The organism is Serratia montpellierensis (genome assembly GCF_020858655.1).
GTDB classification, from domain to species: Bacteria; Pseudomonadota; Gammaproteobacteria; order Enterobacterales; family Enterobacteriaceae; genus Serratia; species Serratia montpellierensis.
The window spans coordinates 860607-885976 of the sequence record NZ_VOSN01000005.1 but is presented as its reverse complement, the minus strand read 5'-3'; the positions used below and the strand labels follow the sequence as shown (position 1 = coordinate 885976).

Annotated in this window: 25 protein-coding genes and 1 other annotated feature; of the genes, 16 read left to right on the top strand and 9 right to left on the bottom strand. The window is 59.7% G+C overall.

What is annotated here, in order from left to right:
- Positions 1-46: 46 nt before the first annotated feature.
- Positions 47-565: a cytochrome b gene (locus FUU19_RS09650; RefSeq protein ID WP_197833074.1), complete on the top strand. Its 519-nt coding sequence runs from the start codon at positions 47-49 to the stop codon at positions 563-565.
- A 291-nt stretch (positions 566-856) separates the two neighbouring features.
- Here FUU19_RS09650 and FUU19_RS09645 read toward each other — a convergent pair whose 3' ends face one another.
- The 3 genes from FUU19_RS09645 to FUU19_RS09635 form a co-directional block, all read right to left on the bottom strand.
- Complete coding sequence (locus FUU19_RS09645) at positions 857-1060, bottom strand: HHA domain-containing protein (protein ID WP_004940313.1); 204 nt, start codon at positions 1058-1060, stop codon at positions 857-859.
- A gap of 50 nt (positions 1061-1110) precedes the next feature.
- Positions 1111-1479 (bottom strand): Hha toxicity modulator TomB, encoded by a 369-nt coding sequence (gene tomB, locus FUU19_RS09640; RefSeq protein WP_004940312.1) that lies wholly within the window; start codon positions 1477-1479, stop codon positions 1111-1113.
- A 158-nt stretch (positions 1480-1637) separates the two neighbouring features.
- The gene (locus tag FUU19_RS09635; RefSeq protein ID WP_197800119.1) at positions 1638-1991 is read right to left on the bottom strand and encodes a hypothetical protein; all 354 of its coding nucleotides are present in this window, start codon (positions 1989-1991) and stop codon (positions 1638-1640) included.
- A gap of 407 nt (positions 1992-2398) precedes the next feature.
- Here FUU19_RS09635 and FUU19_RS09630 point away from each other — a divergent pair, with 407 nt between their 5' ends.
- Genes FUU19_RS09630 through FUU19_RS09620 form a run of 3 tightly spaced genes read left to right on the top strand, consistent with a single transcriptional unit; the run spans position 2399 to position 4867 of the window.
- Entirely contained in the window at positions 2399-3109 is a 711-nt protein-coding gene (locus FUU19_RS09630; protein WP_141970591.1) for a metal ABC transporter ATP-binding protein, read from the top strand.
- Positions 3106-3963 (top strand): metal ABC transporter permease, encoded by an 858-nt coding sequence (locus FUU19_RS09625; RefSeq protein WP_043135664.1) that lies wholly within the window; start codon positions 3106-3108, stop codon positions 3961-3963. The genes FUU19_RS09630 and FUU19_RS09625 overlap by 4 nt, the downstream gene beginning before the upstream one ends.
- 25 nt (positions 3964-3988) lie before the next feature.
- On the top strand, positions 3989-4867 hold the full coding sequence (locus tag FUU19_RS09620) for a metal ABC transporter substrate-binding protein (RefSeq protein ID WP_197833073.1): 879 nt from the start codon (positions 3989-3991) through the stop codon (positions 4865-4867).
- Positions 4868-4975: 108 nt separating this feature from the next.
- On the opposite strand, the gene ykgO is transcribed toward FUU19_RS09620, so the two are convergent.
- From ykgO to sdeX, 4 genes are all read right to left on the bottom strand, one after another.
- On the bottom strand, positions 4976-5116 hold the full coding sequence (gene ykgO / locus FUU19_RS09615; protein WP_004940304.1) for a type B 50S ribosomal protein L36: 141 nt from the start codon (positions 5114-5116) through the stop codon (positions 4976-4978).
- Positions 5117-5128: 12 nt separating this feature from the next.
- Complete coding sequence (locus FUU19_RS09610; RefSeq protein ID WP_004940303.1) at positions 5129-5383, bottom strand: type B 50S ribosomal protein L31; 255 nt, start codon at positions 5381-5383, stop codon at positions 5129-5131.
- 186 nt (positions 5384-5569) lie between these two features.
- Positions 5570-8716 carry a multidrug efflux RND transporter permease subunit SdeY gene (sdeY, locus tag FUU19_RS09605; RefSeq protein ID WP_060423439.1) on the bottom strand — a complete coding sequence of 1049 codons (3147 nt, stop codon included), beginning with the start codon at positions 8714-8716 and terminating at the stop codon, positions 5570-5572.
- A 17-nt stretch (positions 8717-8733) separates the two neighbouring features.
- Positions 8734-9921 (bottom strand): multidrug efflux RND transporter periplasmic adaptor subunit SdeX, encoded by a 1188-nt coding sequence (gene sdeX, locus FUU19_RS09600; protein WP_049199912.1) that lies wholly within the window; start codon positions 9919-9921, stop codon positions 8734-8736.
- A gap of 142 nt (positions 9922-10063) precedes the next feature.
- On the opposite strand from sdeX, the gene acrR reads away from it, so the two are divergent.
- The 3 genes from acrR (at position 10064) to mscK (ending at position 14587) form a co-directional block, all read left to right on the top strand.
- The gene (acrR, locus tag FUU19_RS09595) at positions 10064-10738 is read left to right on the top strand and encodes a multidrug efflux transporter transcriptional repressor AcrR (protein ID WP_141970587.1); all 675 of its coding nucleotides are present in this window, start codon (positions 10064-10066) and stop codon (positions 10736-10738) included.
- A gap of 11 nt (positions 10739-10749) precedes the next feature.
- The gene (locus FUU19_RS09590) at positions 10750-11103 is read left to right on the top strand and encodes a DsrE/DsrF/TusD sulfur relay family protein (protein ID WP_033647269.1); all 354 of its coding nucleotides are present in this window, start codon (positions 10750-10752) and stop codon (positions 11101-11103) included.
- A gap of 100 nt (positions 11104-11203) precedes the next feature.
- A complete protein-coding gene (gene mscK, locus FUU19_RS09585) occupies positions 11204-14587 on the top strand; it encodes a mechanosensitive channel MscK (protein WP_230490087.1) in 3384 nt (1127 codons plus the stop codon).
- Positions 14588-14629: 42 nt separating this feature from the next.
- Here mscK and rsmS read toward each other — a convergent pair whose 3' ends face one another.
- Both rsmS and priC read right to left on the bottom strand, forming a co-directional pair.
- Complete coding sequence (rsmS, locus tag FUU19_RS09580) at positions 14630-14809, bottom strand: pleiotropic regulatory protein RsmS (RefSeq protein ID WP_141970583.1); 180 nt, start codon at positions 14807-14809, stop codon at positions 14630-14632.
- A gap of 108 nt (positions 14810-14917) precedes the next feature.
- Positions 14918-15454 (bottom strand): primosomal replication protein PriC, encoded by a 537-nt coding sequence (gene priC / locus FUU19_RS09575; protein ID WP_230507116.1) that lies wholly within the window; start codon positions 15452-15454, stop codon positions 14918-14920.
- A gap of 134 nt (positions 15455-15588) precedes the next feature.
- Here priC and FUU19_RS09570 point away from each other — a divergent pair, with 134 nt between their 5' ends.
- The 9 genes from FUU19_RS09570 to FUU19_RS09530 all read left to right on the top strand — a co-directional run bounded on the left by FUU19_RS09570 (position 15589) and on the right by FUU19_RS09530 (position 25368).
- The gene (locus tag FUU19_RS09570; protein ID WP_004940275.1) at positions 15589-15969 is read left to right on the top strand and encodes a DUF454 family protein; all 381 of its coding nucleotides are present in this window, start codon (positions 15589-15591) and stop codon (positions 15967-15969) included.
- Positions 15970-16247: 278 nt separating this feature from the next.
- Complete coding sequence (gene apt, locus FUU19_RS09565) at positions 16248-16799, top strand: adenine phosphoribosyltransferase (protein ID WP_019454166.1); 552 nt, start codon at positions 16248-16250, stop codon at positions 16797-16799.
- 92 nt (positions 16800-16891) lie between these two features.
- A complete protein-coding gene (dnaX, locus tag FUU19_RS09560) occupies positions 16892-18850 on the top strand; it encodes a DNA polymerase III subunit gamma/tau (RefSeq protein ID WP_141970579.1) in 1959 nt (652 codons plus the stop codon).
- Positions 18183-18247 (top strand) — a sequence feature (DnaX frameshifting element). Its footprint overlaps the gene before it by 65 nt.
- Positions 18851-18891: 41 nt before the next feature.
- Entirely contained in the window at positions 18892-19221 is a 330-nt protein-coding gene (locus FUU19_RS09555) for a YbaB/EbfC family nucleoid-associated protein (protein WP_025301790.1), read from the top strand.
- Entirely contained in the window at positions 19221-19826 is a 606-nt protein-coding gene (gene recR / locus FUU19_RS09550; protein ID WP_025301791.1) for a recombination mediator RecR, read from the top strand. Before FUU19_RS09555 ends, recR begins: the two co-directional genes overlap by 1 nt.
- A 143-nt stretch (positions 19827-19969) precedes the next feature.
- Positions 19970-21835 carry a molecular chaperone HtpG gene (gene htpG, locus FUU19_RS09545; RefSeq protein WP_049272283.1) on the top strand — a complete coding sequence of 622 codons (1866 nt, stop codon included), beginning with the start codon at positions 19970-19972 and terminating at the stop codon, positions 21833-21835.
- A 203-nt stretch (positions 21836-22038) separates the two neighbouring features.
- A complete protein-coding gene (gene adk / locus FUU19_RS09540) occupies positions 22039-22683 on the top strand; it encodes an adenylate kinase (protein ID WP_025301793.1) in 645 nt (214 codons plus the stop codon).
- 166 nt (positions 22684-22849) lie between these two features.
- Positions 22850-23983 carry a sugar diacid recognition domain-containing protein gene (locus FUU19_RS09535; RefSeq protein ID WP_230490088.1) on the top strand — a complete coding sequence of 378 codons (1134 nt, stop codon included), beginning with the start codon at positions 22850-22852 and terminating at the stop codon, positions 23981-23983.
- 119 nt (positions 23984-24102) lie between these two features.
- Entirely contained in the window at positions 24103-25368 is a 1266-nt protein-coding gene (locus tag FUU19_RS09530; protein ID WP_197833069.1) for a GntP family permease, read from the top strand.
- Positions 25369-25370: the final 2 nt, after the last annotated feature.

Sequence of the window (25370 nt, the reverse complement as noted above, 5' to 3'; positions counted from 1 at the left end):
ATCGGATAGCCAAGCGGCCAGCGATGGCCGCTTTTAAAGGAGTTTTATGTCACACGAACCTGCCCGTTACGATCTTTTCAGTCGGTTACTGCATTGGGGCATTGCCGCGGTCATGATCTACGTAATGATTGTCGGTTATTCGCTGCATTTTATGACGGATGCGCGCATCTTCGCTTTTTTCTCCGTGACCAATATGTCGTTGGCTTTGGTGCTGACACCGCTGATGGCGGCGCGCTTTATCTGGCGCTTTTTCCGGCCGAAGGTGCCCTATGGCGATATGCTGCAAGGGCACGAGAAGGGATTGGTGCATTTGCTGCACGAAATATTCTACCTGCTGATTTTCGTGGTGCTGATCAGCGGATTCCTCATGCTGGAGCACGGCTTTGCCGTTTTCGGTGCGATTGACTTCCCACGCCCGATTGCAAATCTCGACGTTAACCGCTTCTTTTTCGCCGTGCACCGCTATTCGTGTATCGCGCTGTCGGCCATGATCGTGCTGCACGTTGCGGCGGTGATTAAACACCACTGTTTTGCCCGGCAGGCGATTTTGCGCCGCATGCTCTGATTTTAAGGGGCGATCACGCCGCCCGGCGAGGCAGTGCGGCGGCGTGGCCGCGAGGGGTATAGGTTAGGAGGGATTGGCTGCATGGCCGTTACGCTGGTGGCCGTTAAGAAGGGGGCGAGAGTCATCACGCGTTAATCGCGTTATACCCCGAACAGGAACAGAGAAGTGTTGCTATTTATTATTAACGATAAAGATGAACGTAATTAACATTTCATTGTCAATAGGAAAAATACGTATTTAACGTGGACATTGAAGCCGATAAAAGCATCGGCTCAACGCGTTGGGGTCTGATTACCTGACATATTTCCAAACGGAGGTGGGGATTTTGTCATACAGTTTGTTCATGGTGAGCTCCGCCAGACGGTGATCGGCCGCTGAGTAAAACAGCTCCAGTTCATCATCGGAAAGCTCGTACTTATTTTTCTCAATAACACGTTCGAGAGTATCAATCGTGGTGCATTTACGTAAACGCATCAGATAGTCGGTTTTAGTCATGGTGGCCTTTTAGTTTAATAACCGTAAAATAGCTCGGGAATAATTATCCCCTAAGTTTTCATTGTCGTACAGATGTCCTCTCCTGAGAACATTCTGAATAATCTCGCCTTGGTCTTTTGCCAGCGGCGCAGGTCGGAATCATTGATACCGTAGCTGCTGAACAGCGTATAAGTATCGTCGAGATATTCTTCGACTAACTCCGACAGGTCTGATTCGTCCATGTATTTAATTTTATAACTCATCACAAACGAAGCGATATGTTCGATCAACTCATTAAGCTGCAGGTTGACGGAGGATGTCGGATCGTTGACCCACCCGTGGTGGCTGTCTCCCAGGGTAGCGATACCTTCATCATACAAATTTTCGCACAAGAATTTGAGCTGAGCAATGTCGTGTCGCTTAGGCGAATACTCATCCATATCATCCCCTCCGTAAGTCTTAATTGCGGTGTGATAACACTATGTGAGTAAGCTGATTTACATCATGAACGGAGGCAGCTTAACGGTGGTTAAATAAACTTCCCGTAAAATGAATATAAATCATTTTTTCGCGTTTGGCCTGCAGTTATTACGTAAACTTACAATTCATCCGCAGTTGATGGACGTGAGTTATCAATGATGTCGAAGATTAAACCCCGCTCCGTCACTCGAAACCGGACGCTGTCGTTGATGATATCTTCGCTGTTGATATCCAGACAGGCATTAAAAATGCCCCACTTATAGCGATAACTCATTGAATAACCGCCGTCACCTTGTTGCACTATATCAAGTATTTCTAATGAATCTTCGGCATAGCGTGCGCTTTCAGAATAAAAACTGAGTCCACTGGTCAGCGCCGGCACTAACTCCGCTATATTGTCATTAATCACTTTCTTTAATTTTTTAACAGAAAGTGCGTTGACGTCCAGGCTACAGGCAAGGGTAACAAGCATTAAGATCGGCCAACAGCAATGTTATCTGCTTATCTTACTCCTTTTCCACACGCGCCGGTAAATTTTTCGATTTACCGCTGTTCTTTACCCTATGCCAACATTTCTGTTGAACGGGAATATCCCTGAGATTGATAAGGGGAGCGTGGCGGGGGAGAGCCGCTGCGCGGGGCTGTTACGTTCCGTTGCATTAATTGGCACGGCAGGGCTTGAGACGTTGTAGTGAGTGTGATGTTATATTGTAACCATTATTCCATCGCGTTGGTCACGACATTGACTCCCTCTTCACAACATGACGCTGCGTCGTCACTGAATTCGTTGTTTACCACCTCCGCTGCCGTGCGCTGTTCGGGGGCCGTTGTGCTGCTGGCCCTGTTGTGGCTCGGCATTTTCTGGGCGGTGTCGCTGCCATGATCACCTTGCGTCAGTTGGCGATAGGCTATGGGGCCACGCCACTTTTCCCGCCGCTGAGCGGGCAGTTTACTGCCGGATCGTTAACCGCGGTGGTGGGCGTCAACGGGGCGGGTAAGTCGACGCTGCTGAAAACCTTCGCCGGATTGTTGCCGCCGTTGGGGGGCAGCCTGAGTTTTAGCGGCGGAAAGCCACCGCGCAGAGCGTATTTACCGCAGCAGGCGGAACTGGATCGGCAGTTCCCTATCGCGGTGAGCGATCTGGTGGCGATGGGCTGTTGGCCGCAAAGCGGCATGTTCGGCGGCATGAACAAGCGTGCGACGAGCCAGGTCAATGAGGCGCTGGCGAACGTTGGCATGAGTGCGCTGGCGCGCAGCCCGGTGGGCGAGCTGTCCGGTGGCCAGCTGCAGCGAGTGCTGTTTGCGCGCCTGCTGGTCCAACAGGCGCCGCTGATCCTGCTGGATGAACCTTTTACCGGCATCGACAGCGCCACCACGCAGATTTTGCTGCAGGCGATTGCGCAACTGCACCGGCAGGGGAGAACGGTGATTGCCGTGCTGCACGATATGTCGATGGTTGCCGAGCATTTCCCGCAGGCGCTGTTGCTGACGCCGCAGGCTTGCCACTGGGGCGCGGCTGAGCGGGTGCTGGAGCAGGTGCCGAGGTATCGCGCCGAACGGCAGCCGGATCTGCGGGCGGTGGCGCCATGATGCTGTTGCATGGGCTTATCGATCCTTTCCTCTCTTTCGGTTTTATGCGCCGTGCGCTCATGGCGTGCCTGGCGCTGTCGCTCAGCGCAGCCCCGCTGGGCGTGTTTCTGCTGCTGCGCCGCATGAGCCTGGTCGGGGACGCATTGTCCCACGCGGTGTTGCCGGGCGCGGCGATCGGTTATCTGATCTCCGGCATGTCGCTGGTGGCGATGGGCGTGGGCGGCTTTATTGCCGGGCTGGCGGTGGCGATGCTGTCCGGCCTGGTGAGCCGCCGCACGCCGTTAAAAGAAGATGCCAGCTTCGCCGGGTTCTATCTGGGGTCGTTGGCGCTGGGAGTCACGCTGGTCTCGCTGCGCGGTTCCAGTGTGGATCTGCTGCACGTGCTGTTCGGTTCGATTCTGGCGGTCGATGCGCAGGCCATGCTGATGGTCGGTGCAATCGCCTCGGTTTCGCTGCTGGCGCTGGCGGCGCTGTATCGCGCGTTAGTGATCGAATCCTTCGACGTGACTTTTCTGCGCGTCAATGCGCCGCGCCGGTTGGCGCTGATCCACGGCCTGTTTCTGGCGCTGGTGGTGGTCAATCTGGTGGCGGGATTCCAGATCCTCGGCACCCTGATGTCGGTGGGGCTGATGATGCTGCCCGCCGCCAGCGCGCGCTTCTGGGCGCGCAATCTGCCGCAGACGCTGGCGACGGCGATGGGCATCGGCGCGCTTTCCAGCGTGATTGGGCTGGTGTGGTCCTATTACGCGTCATTGCCTGCCGGCCCGGCGATCGTGCTCAGCGCCAGCGTCATCTTTTTCGTCTCGATCCTGTTTGGAACGCGCGGAGGCATTTGCGCCTTCGCGCGCCGTTGAGAAGTGCCCTTTGCAAGGAGAAAGTATGAAACGTTTACCTATATCGCTGGCGGTTGCTGCTCTGCTGGCCAGCCCATTGGCGATGGCGAAGACCGTCGACGCCGTCGCCAGCTTTTCCATTCTGGGCGATATCGTCAAACAGGTGGGAGGCGATCACGTCAAGGTTAGCACGCTGGTGGGGCCGGATGGCGATCCGCACAGTTTCGAGCCTTCGCCGCAGGACGGCAAGACGCTGGCTCAGGCTGATGTGGTGTTCGTCAGCGGCCTGGGACTGGAAGGGTGGATCGATCGTCTGGTCAGCGCTTCGGGTTATAAAGGGCAGGTGATCACCGCTTCACAGGGGATCAGCACCCGCCAAATGGAGGAGGACGGCAAACCGATTACCGATCCTCACGCCTGGAACAGCATGAAAAACGGCGTGCAGTACGCCACCAACGTGATGAACGCCCTGATTGCCGCCGATCCCGAAGATGCCAACTATTTTCGCCAGCGCGGAGCCGAATATATTCAGCAACTGCAAAAGCTGGACCTGTGGGCCAAAACCCAGTTCGCGGCAGTACCGCCACAGAAACGCAAGGTGCTGACCAGCCATGATGCGTTTGGCTACTTTGGGCAAGAGTACGGCGTCACCTTCCTTGCCCCGGTCGGGTTTTCCACCGAGGCCGAAGCCAGCGCCAGCGACGTGGCGGGCCTGATCAAGCAAATCAAACAGGAAAAGGTCAACGCTTACTTTATCGAAAATCAGACCGATCCGCGGTTGGTGAAACAGATCGCCGCCGCCACCGGCGCCAAGGCGGGCGGCGAGCTGTACCCTGAAGCGCTCTCCCGCGCGGGCGGCCCGGCGGCCACCTATGAGCAGGCGTTCAAGCACAATGTCGACGCACTGCTGAGCAGCATGAAGTAATCTCTGCCCCCGCCTGCCGGCGGGGGACGGCTTGCAGGCACTTTCTCGCCATAAAAAAAAAGCCCCGTTGAGCTGCAACGGGGCTTTGCGACAGATGACACTTTGGAGTTAACGCTTTTTCTTACGTCCCTGTACCGCTTTGAATCGCGGATTGCTTTTACAGATCACATAGATGCGGCCACGACGGCGCACGACTTTGCAATCAGGGTGGCGGTTTTTCGCCGAACGCAATGAACTCAATACCTGCATGGGATTTCCTTGTTACTTATTGCCGATAAAGCGGCCAAAGCGCTGCTGGAAGCGCGCCGTGCTGCCTTCTTTGGAATAGTCTTTCTGCTTGCCGGTGTAATACGGATGCGAAGCAGAAGAGACGTCAAGGGTGACATACGGCCAGCTTTCGCCGTCCAGCTCGATGGTGCGATCGGTTTTGATGGTCGATCCCACTTTGAAGTAGGCATTGGCGCTAACGTCGTGGAACACCACGGTGCGATAATCGGGATGGATGCCGGGTTTCATAATGGCTCTCTCTTGTAATGTTATACTATAACAGTAATTATGCGCCGACCTGGCATCGCGATCAAGCGCAAATTGCACACAAGAGTGAATTAATGAGAACGGTTTGCATTAAGCAACTGAAGCAAAAGAAAAAGGCCGCATGCGCGGCCTTTTCGATTATCGGGTGGAGCTCACATCACTGAGCGATCAGTGGTGCTCTACCGGATGGCTGTGTTCCAGGTCCTCGTTCTTCTTGCTGAAGCGGCGGCGAACCACCACGAAGAACACCGGTACGAAGAAGATCGCCAAGACGGTGGCGGTGATCATCCCGCCCATTACGCCGGTACCTACCGCGTTCTGTGCGCCGGAGCCTGCACCGCTGCTGATAACCAGCGGCAGAACCCCGAGGATGAAGGCCAGAGATGTCATCAGGATTGGGCGCAGACGCATACGCACCGCTTCCAACGTCGCTTCGATCAGACCTTTGCCTTCTTTCTCCATCAGATCCTTGGCGAACTCAACGATCAGGATGGCGTTCTTCGCCGATAGACCTATGGTGGTCAGCAGCCCCACCTGGAAGTACACGTCGTTGTTCATGCCGCGCATCGTCGCGGCCAGCAACGCACCGATAACCCCCAGCGGCAATACCAGCATGACCGAGAACGGCACGGACCAGCTTTCATACAGCGCTGCCAGACACAGGAACACCACCAGAATCGAGATGGCGTACAGCGCCGGCGCCTGGTTGCCCGACAGACGTTCCTGATAGGACATACCGGTCCAGTCGTAACCGATGCCGCTTGGCAGTTTGGATGCCAGCTGTTCCATCAGGTTCATCGCTTCACCGGTACTCTTGCCCGGTGCGGCCTGGCCCAGAATTTCCATCGACGGCAAGCCGTTATAGCGTTCCAAGCGCGGTGAGCCGTATTCCCATTTCGCCGAAGAGAAGGCGGAGAATGGCACCATCTGGCCGCTCGTGCCGCGCACGTACCATTTGTTGATGTCTTCCGGCAGCATACGGAACGGCGCCTCGGCCTGCACGTACACCTTCTTCACACGACCGCGGTCGATGAAGTCGTTGACGTACGAACCACCCAGGGCGGTGCTCAGCGTGCTGTTGATGGTGGTGATGCTGACGCCCAGCGCCTTGGCTTTCTCCTGATCGACGATCAGTTTGAACTGCGGCGTATCTTCCAGGCCGTTCGGGCGCACGCCCACCAGCACGTCCGGATGCTGAGCAACCATGCCCAACAGCTGGTTACGCGCTTCGGTCAGTTTTTCGTGCCCCAGGCCGCCCTGGTCAATCAGCTCGAAGTCGAAGCCGGTTGCGGTACCGAGTTCGATAATCGCCGGCAGGTTGAACGGGAACACCAGGCCTTCTTTAATCTGCGAGAACGCACCCATGGCACGGCCTGCGATCGCCTCGACCTTGTTCCCGGCCCCTGGACGTTCACCCCAGTCCTTCAGGCTGACGAATGCCAGGCCGTTGTTCTGGCCGTTACCGTTGAAGCCGAAGCCCGCGACGGTAAACACCGAAACCACGTTGTCCTTTTCCTTGTTCAGGAAGTAGTCGGAGACTTCTTCCAGCACTTTGTTGGTACGGGACTCGGTGGCACCGGCAGGCAGCTGCACCATGGTCAACAGGATGCCCTGATCTTCGTCCGGCAGGAACGAGGAAGGCAGGCGCAGGAACAGCAGGCCCATGCCAACCACGATCAGCAGGTAGATGATCAGGTAGCGACCGGTGCTGCGCAGGATGTTGCCCACGCTGTCGGTATAGTGATGCGTGCTCTTCTCAAACATGCGGTTAAACCAGCCGAAGAAGCCTGTTTTAACCCCGTGATCGCCTTTCGGGATCGGTTTGAGCATGGTGGCGCACAGCGCCGGCGTCAGGATCAAGGCCACTAGCACCGACAGCGCCATCGCGGACACGATGGTGATCGAGAACTGGCGATAGATAGCGCCGGTTGAACCGCCGAAGAACGCCATCGGCACGAATACCGCCGACAGCACCATGGCGATACCCACCAGCGCGCCCTGGATCTGGCCCATCGATTTACGGGTCGCTTCTTTCGGCGGCAGCCCCTCTTCGGACATAACGCGCTCGACGTTTTCCACCACTACGATGGCGTCATCCACCAGCAGGCCGATCGCCAACACCATGCCGAACATCGTCAGGGTGTTTATCGAGAAGCCAAACGCCGCGAGGATCGCAAAGGTCCCCAGCAGTACTACCGGCACCGCGATGGTTGGGATCAGCGTCGCGCGGAAGTTCTGCAGGAACAGATACATCACCAGGAATACCAGGATGATGGCTTCGATCAGCGTTTTCACCACTTCGTTGATGGAGATTTTAACGAACGGGGTGGTGTCGTACGGATAAACCACTTTCATCCCTTGCGGGAAGAAGGGCGCCATCTTGGCCAACTCGTCTTTCACACCTTTGGCGGTGTTCAGGGCGTTGGCGCCGGTTGCCAGTTTGATACCCAGACCGGCGGCCGGCTTGCCGTTGTAGCGAGCGGTAACGGCATAGCTTTCCGCGCCGCGCTCGATATGAGCGACGTCGCGCAGGCGCACCTGGGAACCGTCGGTATTTACCTTCAGCAGGATCTTGCCGAACTCTTCCGGCGAAGTCAGACGGGTCTGCGCGATGATCGAGGCATTCAACTGCTGCCCCGGCACCGGCGGCAGGCCGCCCAGCTGGCCTGCGGCGATCTGGTTGTTCTGCTCGGTGATGGCGGAGGTCACGTCCGTGGTCGTCAGCTGGTAGTTGTTCAGCTTGTTCGGATCCAGCCAGATACGCATCGCGTACTGGGCACCGAACAGCTGCACTTCACCCACGCCGGACGAACGGCTGATCGGGTCCTTGATGTTGGACGCCACGTAGTCCGCAATATCGTCCTGAGTCATGTTCGGATCGTCGGAAACGAAGCCGGCCACCATCAGGAAGCTGCTGCTGGATTTTTCTACTTTCAGGCCCTGTTGCTGAACTTCTTGCGGCAGCAACGGGGTGGCCAACGACAGTTTGTTCTGGACCTGAACCTGCGCGATGTCAGGATCGGTGCCGGAATCAAACGTCAGGGTAATGGTGACGCTACCAGAGGAATCACTGGTGGAGGACATGTACATCAGGTTATCGATACCGTTCATGTTCTGTTCGATAATCTGCGTGACGGTATCCTGCACCGTTTTGGCATCTGCGCCCGGGTAGTTGGCGGAAATGCTCACCGCCGGCGGTGCAATAGTGGGATACTGCGCGATAGGCAGTTTCATTATTGCAAGCACCCCCGCCAACATGACGATGATGGCGATTACCCAGGCGAAAATCGGGCGATCTATAAAGAACTTAGCCATGTATTACAGGCTCCTTTTTATGACTTCTGCGCTTCAGACTGCGGCTGTTTTTGCGCCTGAGTGTCAACTTCCTGCACTTTTACCTGCGCGCCCGGATGCACTTTCATCAGGCCGGAGACGATCACGCGATCGCCGGCTTTCAGGCCATCGGTAACCAGCCATTTGTCGCCAATCGCCTGGTCTGCCTTCAGCGTGCGCAGCTCAACTTTGTCGTCTGCCCCTACCACCAACGCCGTCGCGTCGCCGCGCGGGTTGCGGGTAACGCCTTGCTGAGGCACCAGCAGTGCATCGCTGCGCACGCCTTCGTCCAGACGGGCGCGCACGAACATGCCCGGCAGCAGCGTATCGTTCGGGTTAGGGAACAGGGCGCGAATGGTGATGGAGCCGGTGGTCTCATCGACGGTGACGTCGGAGAACTCCAGCGTGCCTTCCTGCGCGTATTCAGCGCCGTTTTCCAGCATCAGTTTCACCTTGGCCTTGCCGTTTTCCTGCTTCAGCGCGCCGCTGGCCAGTTCTTGCTTCAGGCGCAGGAAGTCGGTGCTCGACTGGGTGACGTCGACATACATCGGATCCAGCTGCTGCACGGTGGACAGGGCGGTCGCCTGGCCGTTGCTGACCAGTGCGCCTTCGGTCACGGCGGACTTGCCGATGCGGCCGGAGATCGGGGAGGTCACCTTGGTGTATGCCAGGTTGATGCGCGCGGTTTCCACGGCGGCCTTGGCGGCCACGACGGCGGCGTCCGCCTGCTGCAGCGTGGAGACGGCGTTGTCGTAGTCCTGTTTACTGATGTAGCTCGTGCCCAGCAATGGCTTGTAGCGGTTTACCGTCACGCGTGCGATGGAAGCGCTGGCCTGCGCTTTGGCCAAATCGCCTTTCGCGCTGTCGTAGCTGGCCTGATAGGTGGCGGGATCGATTTGGTACAGAGACGTCCCGGCTTTGATATCGCTGCCTTCAACGAAGTTGCGCTTCAGGATGATGCCGCTGACCTGAGGGCGAACTTCGGCGATGCGATACGCAGCGGTGCGGCCAGGAAGATCGGTAGTGATGTTGAGAGGCTCGGCTTTCAAGGTCACTACGCCCACTTCAGGAGCCTGCTGGTGGGCGCCTTGCTGTTGGGTTTCTTTATCGTTACATCCTGTTAGCACTAAGCTGCCTGAAAGCATCAGAACGGCCGCCAGAGGCGTTAACCCTCTGTTTTTGTTCATAGAAAAACCTCAAGTGTCCGATTTCAAAATGATCAATGGATCACAAGCTTTAAAACCCATTGCTGCGTTAATTATATGTGCGTGCTATGGTACATACATTCGCGAATGTATGTAAATCACACTCCCCCTAAATAACAATGCCATGGCACGAAAAACCAAACAGCAGGCGCAAGAAACCCGACAGCAAATCCTTGATGCTGCGGTGAGAGAGTTCTCTGAACGTGGCGTTGCTGCAACGTCACTGACAGATATTGCCACCGCTGCCGGGGTTACGCGTGGAGCCATCTACTGGCACTTCAAGAATAAGGTAGACCTGTTTAATGAAGTTTGGGAATCTACCGAGCCGAAAATTGACCAGCTCGAAACAGAGTATCAGGCAAAGTTTCCCGATAATCCACTGCGGGTTATCCGAGAAATTCTGATTTACATTCTGACGTCTACGGTTGAAGACGGCCGCAGGCGGGCGTTGATGGAAATTATATTCCACAAATGCGAGTTTGTCGGTGAAATGATGCCGCTGCTGGATTCGCGCAAGGTGCTGTACCTCGCCGGCTACGAACGCATCGAAGCGGTACTGTATAACTGCATTCACCACGGGCAATTGCCCGCCGATTTGCATACCCGCCGTGCGGCGATCATCCTGCGCGGTTATATCACCGGCCTGATGGAAAACTGGCTGTTTATGCCGGAAAGTTTCGATCTGCGGGCCGAAGCCGAAGCGCTGGTGGACGCGTTTTTGGAGATGCTGCAGTTTTGCCCCACCTTGCGCCTCAAACCCGACGCGGCGACGCCTGACGTCGACCGCCTTCCTTTATAAGGAGAGATTTCATGTCATCCATCGTTCTCATCGCCAATGGCGCCGCCTATGGCCATGAATCCTTGTTCAATGCGCTGCGGTTGGCCATCGCCATGAAAGAGCAGCAGAGCAGTCTCGACCTGCGGCTGTTTCTGATGTCCGACGCGGTGGTGGCCGGGCTGGCCGGACAGCAGCCGCACGAAGGGTATCACCTGCAGCAGATGCTGGAGATCCTCACCGCGCAGCAGGTGCCGGTCAAGCTCTGCAAGACCTGCGCCGACGCGCGCGGCGTCAGCCGCTTGCCGCTGGCGGACGGCGTGGCGATCGGTACGCTGGTCGAGCTGGCGCAGTGGACGCTGGCGGCGGAGAAAGTGCTGACTTTCTGATTTCGCGACAACGAGACATCACCGGCAACGTTTTTGTTGTTCGTTGCCCGCCGGCGGTCGTGATAATCTTCAGGCTTCTTTACCGATCCGAAGCCAAATCATGCATCGCTGGTTGACTCTGCCTTCTCTGACGCCGCTCACGTTTGTCGGCGCATGCCGGCGGCGCATCGCCGCCGTGACACTCCTTTTCCTGATTTTTGCGTGTTGCTTGCCGGCACAGGCGGCGCTGAACGGCGATCTGCCGCAGCGCAGCGAAGTGCAAAGCCAGCTGGAAACGCTGAACAAGCAAAAAGCCCTGACGCCGGTCGAAAAGCTCTCCCAACAGGATTTAACCCGTACGCTGGAGCTGCTGGACGCCATCGAGCGCAACCGGCAGGACGTCGCACAGCTCAAACAGCAGGTGCAGCAGGCGCCGGCGAAGCTCAATCAGGTCACCGCCGAACTGGATGCGCTGAAGCGGCCGACGGACAACGTGGCCGCGCGCGCCGCGCTGTTGCCGCTGTCGCTGCGCCAGCTGGAAAGCCGGCTGTATCAAACGCTCGACGAGCTGCAAAGCGCGCAGGAGAGCCTCTCGACCTACAACAGCCAACTGGTGTCGCTGCAAACCCAGCCTGAACGGGTGCAGAGCACCATGTACGCCGCTTCGCAGCGCTTGCAGGAGATCCGCAGCCAGCTCAGCGGCCAGACGCCGGGGCAAGATTCGCTGCGCAACAGCCAGCAGGTGATGCTGAACACCGAACAGGCGCTGCTCAACGCGCAGCTGGAGCTGCAGCGCAAGAGCCTGGAAGCCAACACCACGCTACAAGATCTGCTGCAAAAACAGCGTGATTACACCACGGCGCATATCGACGCGCTGGATCGGTCGGTGCAGCTGCTGCAGGAGCTCGTCAACAGCAAGCGCCTGACGCTGTCTGAAAAAACCGCCAAAGAGGCGCAGAACCCGGAAGACGCCACCGATATCCAGCACGATCAGTTGGTCAGCAAGCAGCTGGACGTCAACCGCCAGCTGAGCCAACAGCTGATTGCCGCCACCGAAGAGAGCAACACCCTGTTCCAGCAGAATATTCGGGTCAAAAACTGGCTCGATCGCGGTCTGCAGGCGGAACGTAACCTGAAAGAGCAGATCCAGGTGCTGAAGGGCAGCCTGGTGCTGTCGCGCATTCTGTATCAGCAGCAGCAGAGCCTGCCGCAGGGTACGCTGCTGGCGGATATAGACACGCGCATCGCCGATCTGCGGCTGGAGCAGTTCGATATCAATCAGCAACGCGACGATCTGTTCAAGGGGGAGGATTACATCAACCAGCTGGTGGCCGAAAGCAAGGAAAAGGCCGGCCCGGAAGTGATCGACGCGCTGAACGAGATTGTCGACATGCGCCGCGAGCTGCTGGATCAGCTGAACAAGCAGCTCAGCAACCAGCTGTCGCTGTCGATCAACCTGCAGATCAACCAGCAGCAGCTCACCAGCGTCTACGGCTCGCTGCAGGATACGCTGACCCAGCAGATTTTCTGGGTCAACAGCAACAAGCCGGTCGATCTGGCGTGGCTGAAGGCGATGCCTGAGGCGGTGCGCGATCAGCTCGCCGGGCTCGATATCAAATTCGACGGCGGCAAGCTAGTGCAGGGCGGCTTGAATGCGCTGGTGTTCCTGATCCCGATGCTGCTGGCGATCGGGCTATTGCGCTGGCGCTACCGGCTGATCGACGGCCATCTGCAAAAACTGGCCAACGACGTGGGGCAGCTTAAACGCGACGGCCAGCTGCATACGCCGAAGGCCATCGCGCTGACCTTGCTGAAGGTGTTGCCCGGCGCCGCGCTGCTGCTCGGCGTCGGTTTCTGGATGTATCGCGCGGATTTGGGCATCAGCGACTTTATCTGGGCGCTGTCGCAGCAGCTGGCGTTGTCGTGGCTGGTGTTCGGTTTCAGCTACCGCATGCTGAAGCCGGGCGGCATAGCCGAGCGGCATTTCAACTTCGGCGCCAACCTGTGCGCGCATTATCGTCGCCAGACGCTGCGGCTGGGGCTGGCGCTGCAGCCGTTGATCTTCTGGTCGGTCTTGGGCGAGAAAGCGCCGCTGCGTTTGGTGGAGGACGTCATCGGGCAGATCGTGGTGATGTTGACGCTGGCGCTGCTCACGGTGCTGGTGTTCCCGCTGTGCCGCGACAGCTGGCGCGAAAAGGGCTCGCACGCCGTGCGGCTGGTGGTGGTCACCGCGCTCGCCGCCACGCCGCTGATCCTGCTGGGGCTGATGTTTGCCGGCTACTTCTATACCACGCTGCGGCTGGCCAGCCGCTGGATAGACAGCCTGTATCTGTTCTTCCTGTGGAATATCGTGTACCTGACCGCGCTGCGCGGCCTGAGCGTGGCGGCGCGGCGTCTGGCCTATCGGCGCGCGTTGGCGCGGCGGCAAAATGTGGCGAAGGAGGGGGCCGAAGGCGGTGAAGCCGTGGTGGAAGAGCCGCCGTTGGCGCTCGATCAGATCAACCAGCAGTCGCTGCGCCTGACCACCCTGGTGCTGTTCGCCATCTTCGCCAGCGCCTTCTACGCCATTTGGTCGGATCTGGTGACGGTCATCGCTTACCTGGACAGCATCACGCTGTGGCATTACACCAGCACCGTGGCGGGCAGCAGCGTGTCGCAGGCGGTGACGCTGGGCAACATGATGGTGGCGATCGCCGCAGTGATCGTCGCCTACGTGCTCACCCGCAACCTGCCCGGTTTGCTGGAGGTGGTGGTGCTGTCGCGGCTGCAGCTGCGGCAGGGGGCATCCTATGCCATCACCACCGTGCTCACTTACCTGATTACCGCCGTGGGCGCCGTGGTTGCGCTGGGATCGCTCGGCGTCTCCTGGGACAAACTGCAATGGCTGGCCGCCGGCCTGACGGTCGGGCTGGGCTTCGGCCTGCAGGAAATCTTCGCCAACTTCGTTTCCGGCCTGATCATTCTATTCGAACGCCCGATCCGCATCGGCGATACCATCACCATCGGCACCTTCTCCGGTTCGGTCAGCAAGATCCGCATTCGCGCCACCACCATTACCGACTTCGATCGCAAAGAGGTGATCATTCCGAACAAGGCGTTCGTCACCGAGCGGCTGATCAACTGGTCGCTGTCCGACACCATCACCCGCGTGCTGATCAAGGTGGGCGTGGCCTACGGTTCCGATCTCGACAAGGTGAAAAAGGTGCTGCTGCAGGCGGCGCACGACAACCCGCGGGTGATGACCGATCCCGAACCGCAGGTGTTCTTCCTCAACTTCGGCGCCAGCACGCTGGATCATGAACTGCGGCTCTATGTGCGCGAACTGCGCGATCGCAGCTACACCGTAGACGAGCTGAACCGCTCAATCGACCGCTTGTGCCGGGAAAACGACATCGACATCGCCTTCAATCAGCTGGAGGTCTATCTGCATAACCAGCAGGGCAACGAAGTGCAGGAAGTGAAAAGAACGCTGTCGCCGGATGAAGGCGGCCAGACGGCGAACTGAGAAGCTAATGAGAGGCAAAAGGGACAGCGGCGCTGTCCCTTATTATTGTCCGGCAGGCAGATAGGGAGAGGTGACGCCGGTGCGCTGCAGCTTTTCTTGATAGTCCCGTTTGACGATATCCAGCGCCGCCAGCGCGGTGGCCGGATCGATCTCGTTGCATTCCAGCAGGTAAATCAAGTCTACCGCCAGTTGCAGTTCGGGTGAGGCGTTTTCCAGAGACATAGTACCTGCGCTTATATTAATTAATGGAATGAATAACTCGCGTACCGGCAGAGTATAGTGAACCCGGCGCGCAACCGGGAATAATCATTAAAATATTGTGATAAATCTTCAAAAACCGTTTTCTTTGCGCTCGATATTGCGCTCGATGCGCGCCAGCGCCTGACGGCAGCGCATCAGTCTCCCCTCCAGCGCCGCCAGCTCATGCTGCAGCTTTTGCTGCGCCGCCAGCGTGGTCTGGCGCCCCAGCAGGCTTTCCCGATCCTGAATCATGGCGATCAGCCGGCGTTCGTAGTCCTGATGCTCGGCCAGCTTGTGGTACAGATCGGCCTCGGGGGCTTCTTTCGGCTGGTTCTTGCGCTGCAGCGCCTGGGTTGCCAGCTCGCGCTGCAGGGCAGAGATTTGAGCCACCAGTTTTTCGGCCAGAAAGGCCACCTGGCTGGTGCGGCTGTCGTTGGCGGCGCTTTGCAGCTGGGCGAAATTCTTCTCCACCTCGGCCAGGTAGTCGCGCAGCCGCGTGCCGCGGTTGGCGAACAGGGCGGCGTCGAAGCGCGCCTGCGGGATCGGGGCGTCGCCGCGCGGGGTGACTTCGGCCGCCAGCGCCGCGATCTGCTGCGCCAACACCTGTAATAGACGCTGAGTGCTCACATAAGCTCCCTCTTGATTTCAACAGGCGTAAGCTTGCCCGCGATCCTGCCGTGAAACAAGCGCCGTACGCATATTCCGCCGGCGCGGCGCCGATGCTACAGTAGGCGGCAACCGATTGAGGAGCGAAGAGCCGCATGACGCGTGGGTTATTGATCATTTTGGGCTGGCTGGCGGTGGTGCTGGCGACGTTGGGCGTGGTGCTGCCGCTGTTGCCGACCACGCCGTTCCTGCTGTTGGCCGCCTGGTGTTTCGCCCGCTCTTCGCCGCGCTTTCATCACTGGCTGCTGCACCGCTCCTGGTTCGGCCCGTACCTGCGCCATTGGCAGCAGCATCGCGCGCTGCCGCCGGGGGCGAAGTGGAAGGCGGTGCTGGTGATCGTGCTCACCTTCGCCTGTTCGCTGTGGCTGGTGAAAATCTGGTGGGTGCGCGGGCTGTTACTGCTGATGCTGGCCATTTTGCTGACCTTTATGCTGCGCCTGCCGGTTATTGATCTGCCGCAACAAAAACAGCGCTGATTGTACCTTAAACTCCTCAATAGCTTTCAAGCCGCTGCCAGGCGACAAACGCAGGCATCCCCGGGAGCTTACTGAGGTAAGTGATCGGGGGGAATGCGTGCGGTCAACAACGCTGCGGCTTGAAAGATGCAGGGGAGAGTTGCATTCTTCCGCCAGTTTGCATAGATTTGGGCGTTTTCGTGCGCGGATTGCCTGCCATTCCTTCTCCGGTGTGTTTCACCCGGCGGCGGCGGGTGAGCGGCGCGCCGGTTTTCAGGCAGCTTTATCAGGCAACAATTATGACCGCTACTGCGCAGCAGCTTCAGTTTATTAAAGACAGTATCAAAACCATCCCGGATTATCCGAAGCCGGGCATCCTGTTCCGCGACGTGACCAGCCTGCTGGAAAACCCGTTGGCCTACGCCGCCAGCATCGAGCTGCTGGTTGAGCGCTATCGCGAAGCGGGCGTGACCAAGGTGGTGGGTACCGAAGCGCGTGGTTTCCTGTTCGGCGCGCCCGTCGCGTTGGCGCTGGGCGTCGGTTTTGTGCCGGTGCGCAAACCGGGCAAACTGCCGCGCGCCACGCTCAGCGAAAGCTATGAGCTGGAGTACGGCACCGACAAGCTGGAGATCCACACCGACGCCATCACCGCGGGTGACAAAGTGCTGGTGGTGGACGATCTGCTGGCGACCGGCGGCACCATCGAAGCGACCACCAAGCTGATCCGCCGCCTGGGCGGAGAAGTGAAAGACGCCGCGTTCATCATCAACCTGCCGGATCTGGGCGGGGAAGCGCGTCTGAACAAGCTGGGCATCGACTGTTACTGCCTGGTGGACTTCGCCGGCCATTGATGCGGCATCGCCCCTTGGGCACAACGGCCTCGCGGATCGCCGCGGGGCTGTGTTAGCATGACCCTCCAGATTCCTCGACTTCTCCGGTATTAATGAGCTATCAGGTTCTCGCCCGTAAGTGGCGCCCTCAAACGTTCGCAGACGTGGTCGGCCAGGAACATGTCCTGACCGCGTTGGCCAATGGCCTCTCGCTGGGGCGGATCCATCACGCCTATCTGTTCTCGGGCACGCGCGGCGTGGGGAAAACCACCATCGCGCGCCTGCTGGCCAAAGGCCTGAACTGTGAAACCGGCATTACCGCCACGCCGTGCGGCCAATGCGACAACTGCCGCGAGATCGAGCAGGGGCGCTTCGTCGATCTGATCGAGATCGACGCCGCTTCCCGCACCAAAGTGGAAGATACCCGCGATCTGCTGGACAACGTCCAGTACGCGCCGGCGCGCGGTCGCTTCAAGGTCTACCTGATCGATGAAGTGCACATGCTCTCGCGCCACAGCTTCAACGCGTTGCTGAAGACGCTGGAAGAGCCGCCATCGCACGTGAAATTCCTGTTGGCCACCACCGATCCGCAAAAGCTGCCGGTGACCATTCTCTCGCGCTGTCTGCAGTTCCACCTCAAAGCGCTGGACGTCGATCAGATCCGCCAGCAGCTGGAAACGGTGCTGACGGCGGAGCAGATCACTAGCGACGCCCGTGCGCTGCAGCTGCTGGCGCGTGCCGCCGACGGCAGCATGCGCGATGCGCTGAGCCTGACCGATCAGGCGATCGCCATGGGGCAGGGGCAGGTGACCGCCGCCACCGTCAGCCAGATGCTCGGCACGCTCGATGACGAGCAGCCGCTGGCGATCCTCGAAGCGCTGGTCAGCGCCGACGGCGAAAAGGTGATGGCGCAGGTCGCGCAGGCCGCTTCGCGCGGCGTGGACTGGGAAAACCTGCTGGTGGAGACGCTGGCGTTGCTGCACCGCATTGCGATGGTACAACTGCTGCCTTCGATGCTCGACAACCACTACGCCGCCGTGGAACAACGGCTGCGCGAGCTGGCGCGCACCCTGCCGCCGGCCGATGTGCAACTTTACTACCAGACGCTGTTGGTGGGCCGCAAAGAGCTGGCCTATGCGCCGGATCGCCGCATGGGGGTTGAGATGACCCTGCTGCGCGCGCTGGCGTTTCACCCGAAAGCGGTGATCCCGGAGCCGGTGGCGTTGGTGCAGACCGCGCCGGCGCCGATGGCGCAGCCGCAGGCCGCCGCATCGCAACAGCCGCCGCAGTTTCAGGACGCGCCGCCGCCGCTAGGGCAGCCGGCCGCGCCACCGCGACAATCATCGGCCCCATTACCGGATGCCACCGCCCAGCTTTTAAAAGCGCGGTCCCAGCTGCAGCGGCAGCAGGGAGCATCCACACCAAAAAAGAATGAGCCGGCGGCGCCAGGAATAGCGCGGCCGGCAAACTCGGCGCTGGGGCGTTTGGCTTCGGTGACCGAGCGTAGCCAGCAGCGCCTGGCGGAGAAGAAGGTGCCGGAAAAACCGGCGAAGCCGGAAGCCTATCGCTGGCGCGCGCAGACCGAGCCGGAAGCGGCGCCGGAACCGCTGGCGACGCCGAAAGCGTTGCGCACGGCGTTGGAGCACGAGAAAACGCCGGAGCTGGCTGCCAAGCTGGTGGTGGAATCGCTGGAGCGCGACGCCTGGGCGGCGGAAATCGATAAGCTCAAGATCCCGAAACTGGTGCAGCAGCTGGCGTTGAACGCTTTCAAGCAGCAGCCGGAACCGGGCAAGATTAACCTCCATCTGCGGTCTTCGCAGCGCCATCTGAATTCGCCTTCGGCGCAGAAGACGCTGGCCGAAGCGCTCGGCGAGCTGTACGGCAGCCCGGTCGAGCTGACCGTGGTGGAGGACGATAATCCGGCGGAGCGCACCCCGCTGGAATGGCGACAAGCCATCTATGAAGAAAAGCTGGCGCAGGCGCGCCAGTCCATCGTTGCGGATACCCATATTCAGACGCTGTGCCGGTTCTTCGACGCGGATCTGGATGAAGAGAGTATCCGCCCCCTTTAAACGCCGCGCGAGGTGCGCGGCCCTAGCGACGAGAGACGACTATGTTTGGTAAAGGCGGTCTGGGCAACCTGATGAAGCAAGCCCAGCAAATGCAAGAAAAAATGCAGCAGATGCAGGAAGAAGTCGCCAAATTGGAAGTGACCGGCGAATCTGGCGCGGGCCTGGTGAAAGTCACCATCAACGGCGCGCACAACTGCCGCCGCGTGGAGATCGATCCTAGCCTGATGGAAGACGACAAAGACATGCTGGAAGATCTGATCGCCGCCGCGTTTAACGACGCCGCGCGCCGTATCGAAGAGACCCAGAAAGAGAAAATGGCCTCCGTCTCCAGCGGCATGCAGTTGCCGCCTGGCTTCAAGATGCCATTCTGATGCAAACCAGCCCGCTCCTTGAATCCCTGATGGAGGCGCTGCGCTGCCTGCCGGGTGTCGGCCCGAAATCGGCGCAGCGCATGGCGTTTCAGCTGCTGCAGCGCGATCGCAGCGGCGGCATGCGCCTGGCGCAGGCGTTGACGCGCGCGATGTCGGAAATCGGCCACTGCGCCGACTGCCGCACCTTCACCGAGCAGGACATCTGCACCATCTGCGCCAATCCGCGCCGTCAGCAAAACGGCCAGATTTGCGTGGTGGAGAGCCCGGCGGATATCCACGCCATCGAGCAGACCGGCCAGTTCGCCGGGCGCTACTTTGTGCTGATGGGCCATCTGTCGCCGCTGGACGGCATCGGGCCGGGCGATATCGGTCTCGATCGCCTGGAGCAACGGCTGGAAAAGGAAAGCATCACCGAAGTGATCCTCGCCACCAACCCGACGGTGGAAGGGGAGGCGACCGCCAACTACATCGCCGAGATGTGCGGCCAGTATGGCGTACTTGCCAGCCGTATCGCCCACGGCGTGCCGGTGGGCGGCGAGCTGGAGATGGTCGACGGCACCACGCTGTCGCATTCGCTGGCCGGGCGTCACGCCATCAAGTTCTGATGTTTTCCCGGACGGGGCCATTCGGCCCCGTCGTTTTTTTGCCAAAAATTTCCCGCCGTCCGCTTGAAAAACAAGACCCTGACCCTCATCTGATCCTCATTGTTCGATTTTGGTAGCCATTGTCTTTGAGGTAATCAATGAGTATGAAAGGTCAAGAAACCCGCGGGTTCCAGTCTGAAGTAAAACAGCTGCTTCATTTGATGATCCATTCGCTGTACTCCAACAAAGAAATTTTCCTGCGCGAGCTGATTTCCAACGCCTCTGACGCTGCCGACAAGCTGCGCTTCCGCGCCCTGTCCGCACCAGAGCTGTACGCCGGCGACGGCGAGCTGCGCGTACGCTTGTCCTTCGATAAAGAGCAGCGCACCCTGACCATCGCCGACAACGGCATCGGCATGCGCCGCGAAGAAGTGATCGAAAACCTCGGCACCATCGCCAAGTCGGGCACCAAAGCGTTCCTGGAATCCATCGGTTCCGACCAGGCGAAAGACAGCCAGCTGATTGGCCAGTTTGGCGTCGGTTTCTACTCGGCGTTCATCGTGGCGGATAAAGTGACCGTGCGTACCCGCGCCGCCGGCGCTGCCGATGATGAAGGCGTGTTCTGGGAGTCCGCCGGCGAAGGCGACTACACCATCGCCGACATCACCAAAGAGACCCGCGGCACCGAAATCACCCTGCATCTGCGCGAAGGCGAAGATGAGTACCTCGACGCCTGGCGCCTGCGCTCGGTGATCGGCAAATATTCCGATCACATCGCCCTGCCGGTGGAGATCGAAAGCAAAAACGAAGAAGACGACACCGTCACCTGGGAGAAGATCAACAAGGCGCAGGCCCTGTGGACCCGCAGCAAGGCTGACGTGACCGACGAAGAGTACAAAGAGTTCTACAAGCACATCGCCCATGATTTCACCGATCCGCTGAGCTGGAGCCATAACCGGGTGGAAGGCAAGCAGGAGTACACCAGCCTGCTGTATATCCCGGCGCAGGCGCCGTGGGACATGTGGAACCGCGATCACAAACACGGCCTGAAGCTGTACGTGCAGCGCGTGTTCATCATGGACGACGCCGAGCAGTTCATGCCGAACTACCTGCGCTTCGTGCGCGGCCTGATCGATTCCAACGATCTGCCGCTGAACGTGTCGCGCGAGATCCTGCAAGACAGCCGCGTGACGCAAAACCTGCGCGGCGCGCTGACCAAGCGCGTGCTGCAGATGCTGGATAAGCTGGCCAAAGACGACGCCGAAGGCTACCAGAAATTCTGGCAACAGTTCGGTCTGGTGCTGAAAGAAGGCCCGGCGGAAGACAACGGCAACCAGGAAGCGATCGCCAAACTGCTGCGTTTCGCCTCCACCCACGGCGACAGCTCGGCACAGACCGTGTCACTGGAAGAGTACGTCGGCCGCATGGCGGAAGGGCAGGAGAAGATTTACTACATCACCGCCGACAGCTACGCCGCCGCCAAGAGCAGCCCGCACCTGGAGCTGTTCCGCAAGAAAGGCATCGAAGTGCTGTTGCTGTCCGATCGCATCGACGAGTGGATGATGAGCTACCTGACCGAGTTCGACGGCAAGCCGTTCCAGTCGGTCAGCAAAGCGGATGAAACGCTGGATAAACTGGCGGATGAAACCGAAGAGCAGAAGGCCGCCGAGAAGCAGCTGGAACCGTTCATCGAACGCGTGAAAACCCTGCTGGGCGAGCGCGTGAAGGATGTGCGCCTGACGCACCGCCTGACCGATACGCCGGCGATCGTGGTGACCGACGCCGACGAAATGAGCACCCAGATGGCCAAGCTGTTTGCCGCTGCCGGTCAGCAGGCGCCGGAAGTGAAGTACATTTTCGAGCTTAATCCAGCGCATGCGCTGGTCAAACGAGCATCCGATGTGGGCGATAACGAACATTTTGCCGAATGGATCGACCTCTTATTGGATCAGGCGCTGCTGGCTGAACGCGGCACGCTGGAGGATCCGAACCTGTTCATCCGTCGTATGAATAAGTTGCTTTCCGCCTAAAAGCTGAAGATATGCGCCCTTAACGGCACCGTTAGGGGCGTATTTCCGCTTTTTCCCCGTTTTTTCTTGCCTTTTGTTCGTCCGTTTTTTTGCACATTCCGCAATCGATTTCCTTCGCGCGCCTTGAGCCTGCCCCCCCTGAAATGGTATCGTTGAGCGTTTTCGCAATTTTATAAAAACTACATAGCAAGGGGATTTACGCAATGCGTATCATTCTGCTGGGCGCTCCGGGCGCTGGTAAAGGTACTCAGGCTCAATTCATCATGGAGAAATACGGCATTCCGCAAATCTCCACCGGTGATATGTTGCGCGCAGCCGTGAAGGCCGGCAGTGAACTGGGCAAGCAGGCGAAAGAGATCATGGACGCCGGCAAGCTGGTGACCGATGAGCTGGTGATCGCGCTGGTCAAAGAGCGCATCACACAGGAAGATTGCCGCAAGGGCTTCCTGTTGGACGGTTTCCCACGCACCATTCCGCAGGCCGACGCGATGAAAGAAGCCGGCATCAACGTGGACTTCGTGCTGGAGTTCGACGTGCCGGACGAGCTGATCGTTGACCGCATCGTTGGCCGCCGCGTGCACGCGCCGTCCGGCCGCGTCTACCACGTGAAGTTCAACCCGCCGCAGGTGGAAGGCAAAGACGACGTGACCGGCGAAGAGCTGACCACGCGCAAGGACGATCAGGAAGAGACCGTGCGCAAGCGCCTGGTGGAATACCATCAGATGACCGCGCCGCTGATCTCTTACTACAGCAAAGAAGCGGCAGCGGGCAACACCCAATACCGTAAAATCGACGGCACCCGCAAGGTAGCCGAAGTGAGCGCAGAGCTGGCGACCATCCTCGGTTGATCGCAAGCGCATTGTGCATGACGCCGGGCCTGTGGTCCGGCGTTTTTTTTTGCCGTTTTCCCGCCAAATTGTGATCGCGGCAGCTTGTTGCGGCCGTGCCCGTTAATCGCCCGCGCCAAATGGCGTATAACAAGCCTGCGTTTTCACCCTCAGCAGGGAGCCGGGCATGCTCAGACAAACCAATCTTCTGGCGGAAGCCACCGCGCGCCAGATCGTCCAGCGGGCGATGGGCATCATCAGCCATTCCGTCAACGTGATGGACAGCAACGGCGTGATCATCGCCTCCGGCAACCCGCAGCGCCTGTTCCAGCGCCATGAAGGCGCGGTGCTGGCGCTGGCCGAGAACCGGGTGGTGGAAATCGACCGCGCCACTGCCGAGCACCTGAAGGGCGTGCGGCCCGGCATCAACCTGCCGTTCAGCTTTCGCAACCAGCGGGTGGGGGTGATCGGTATCTCCGGTGAACCGGCCGAGGTGCGCGCCTACGCCGAACTGGTGAAGATGGCGGCGGAGATGATGGTGGAGCAGGCGGCGCTGCTGGATCAGCACCAGTGGGAAAAACGCTACCGGGAGGAGCTGGCGAACCAGCTGCTGCAGCCCCAGCCGAACACCGCGTCGCTGGAAGCGATGGCGGCGTATCTGGGATTGGATCTGCGCCAGTCGCGCATCGTCTGGATAGTCGAGCTGCAAGAGGCGCAGCCGCACCTGCTGCGCGAGCTGCTGGCGGAGCTGGAGGCCACCCAGCGCGACGCGTTGATCGCCATTACCGGCTTCAATGAAATGACCCTGCTGCGCCCGGCCTGCATGGCGCAGGGGGAATGGAGCCTGAAGCTGGAACGCCAACAGGCGCAGCGTTTGCAAAACCAGCTCAAACACCGCTTTCGGGTGCGGCTGATCGTCGGCGGTTTTTATGACGATCCGCAAAGCGCCTACCGCTCCAGCCTGACGGCGCGTGCCACCCAGGCGATGGCGCAGCGTCTGAAACTGCGTCACGCCACGCTGTTCTACCACGACTATCCGCTGCCGTCGCTGTTGTGCGATCTGGGGGAGGACTGGCGCGCGCAGGAGCTGGGGCGCCCCTGGCGGACGCTGGGCGAACAGGACGAAAAAGGGGTGCTGCGCGGCACGCTGCGCCACTATTTTTCGCAGAATTGTGATCAGACGCAGACCGCCGCGCAGCTGCATATCCACGTCAATACCCTGCGCTATCGCCTGCAGCGCATCGAAGCGATAACTGGTATGAAAATCAATCAATTAACCGACACTCTGCGGTTGTATATCGGCATGCTGATGCACGACTGAGTTGTGCCAACCCACAAATTCCACGCCGCTCCGCCGGCGATTTTTTGTTGTTTCCCCTCAGGCCAACGCCGGGCGCGCGGGATATGTTGGCCTGCACATCAACCACGGAGAAAACAACAATGACAACCGTATCCACGCTGGGAGCGCTGGTGGCGTTAGCCGTCGCCATCGTCCTGATTCTACGCAAGGTGCCACCGGCTTACGGCATGATCGCCGGCGCGCTGGCGGGCGGGCTGTGCGGCGGCGCCGACCTGGTGCAGACCGTAACGCTGATGATCGGCGGGGCGCAGGGCATCACCAACGCCGTGATGCGCATTCTGGCGGCGGGGGTGCTGGCCGGGGTGCTGATCGAATCCGGCGCGGCGCACACCATCGCCGAAACCATCGTGCGCAAGGTGGGTGAAACCCGCGCGCTGCTGGCGCTGGCGGTGGCTACACTGATCCTGACGGCGGTGGGGGTGTTTATCGACGTGGCGGTGATCACCGTCGCGCCGATCGCGCTGTCGATCGCCCAGAAGGCCGGCATTTCACGCGCGGCGATCCTGCTGGCGATGATCGGCGGCGGCAAGGCCGGCAACGTGATGTCGCCCAACCCGAACACCATCGCGGCGGCGGACAATTTCCACGTGCCGCTCACTTCGGTGATGATGGCCGGCATCGTGCCGGGGCTGTGTGGCCTGGTGGTGGCCTATCTGCTGGCGCGTCGCCTGAGCGATAAAGGTAGCAAAGTGATGGCCGAAGAGCTGACTCAGCATGGCGAAGGGGCGCGGCCGGGCTTCGCTGCGGCGATCAGCGCGCCGCTGGTGGCGATCCTGCTGCTGTCGCTGCGGCCGATCGCCGGTATCGCCGTCGATCCGCTGATCGCGCTGCCGGCCGGCGGCTTGGCGGGCGCACTGCTGATGGGGCGCATCCGCCAGTGCAATCAGTTCATGGTCTCCGGCCTGTCGCGCATGGCGCCGGTGGCGATCATGTTGCTCGGTACCGGCACGCTGGCGGGCATTATCGCCAACTCGGCGCTGAAGGATGTCTTGATTAACGGCTTAACGCACACCGGGCTGCCGGCCTGGCTGCTGGCGCCGCTGTCCGGCGCGCTGATGTCGATGGCGACCGCGTCGACCACCGCCGGCACCGCCGTGGCTTCCGGGGTGTTCAGCTCCACGCTGCTCGAACTGGGCGTGAGCGGGTTGGCCGGCGCGGCGATGATCCATGCGGGCGCTACGGTGTTGGATCACCTGCCGCACGGCAGCTTCTTCCACGCCACCGGCGGCAGCGTCAATATGGCGGTGCACGAACGGCTGAAGCTGTTGCCGTATGAAACGCTGGTGGGATTCACCATCGCGGCAATCTCGGCGCTGATGTTTGGCGTGTTTAACCTGGCGGGATAAGG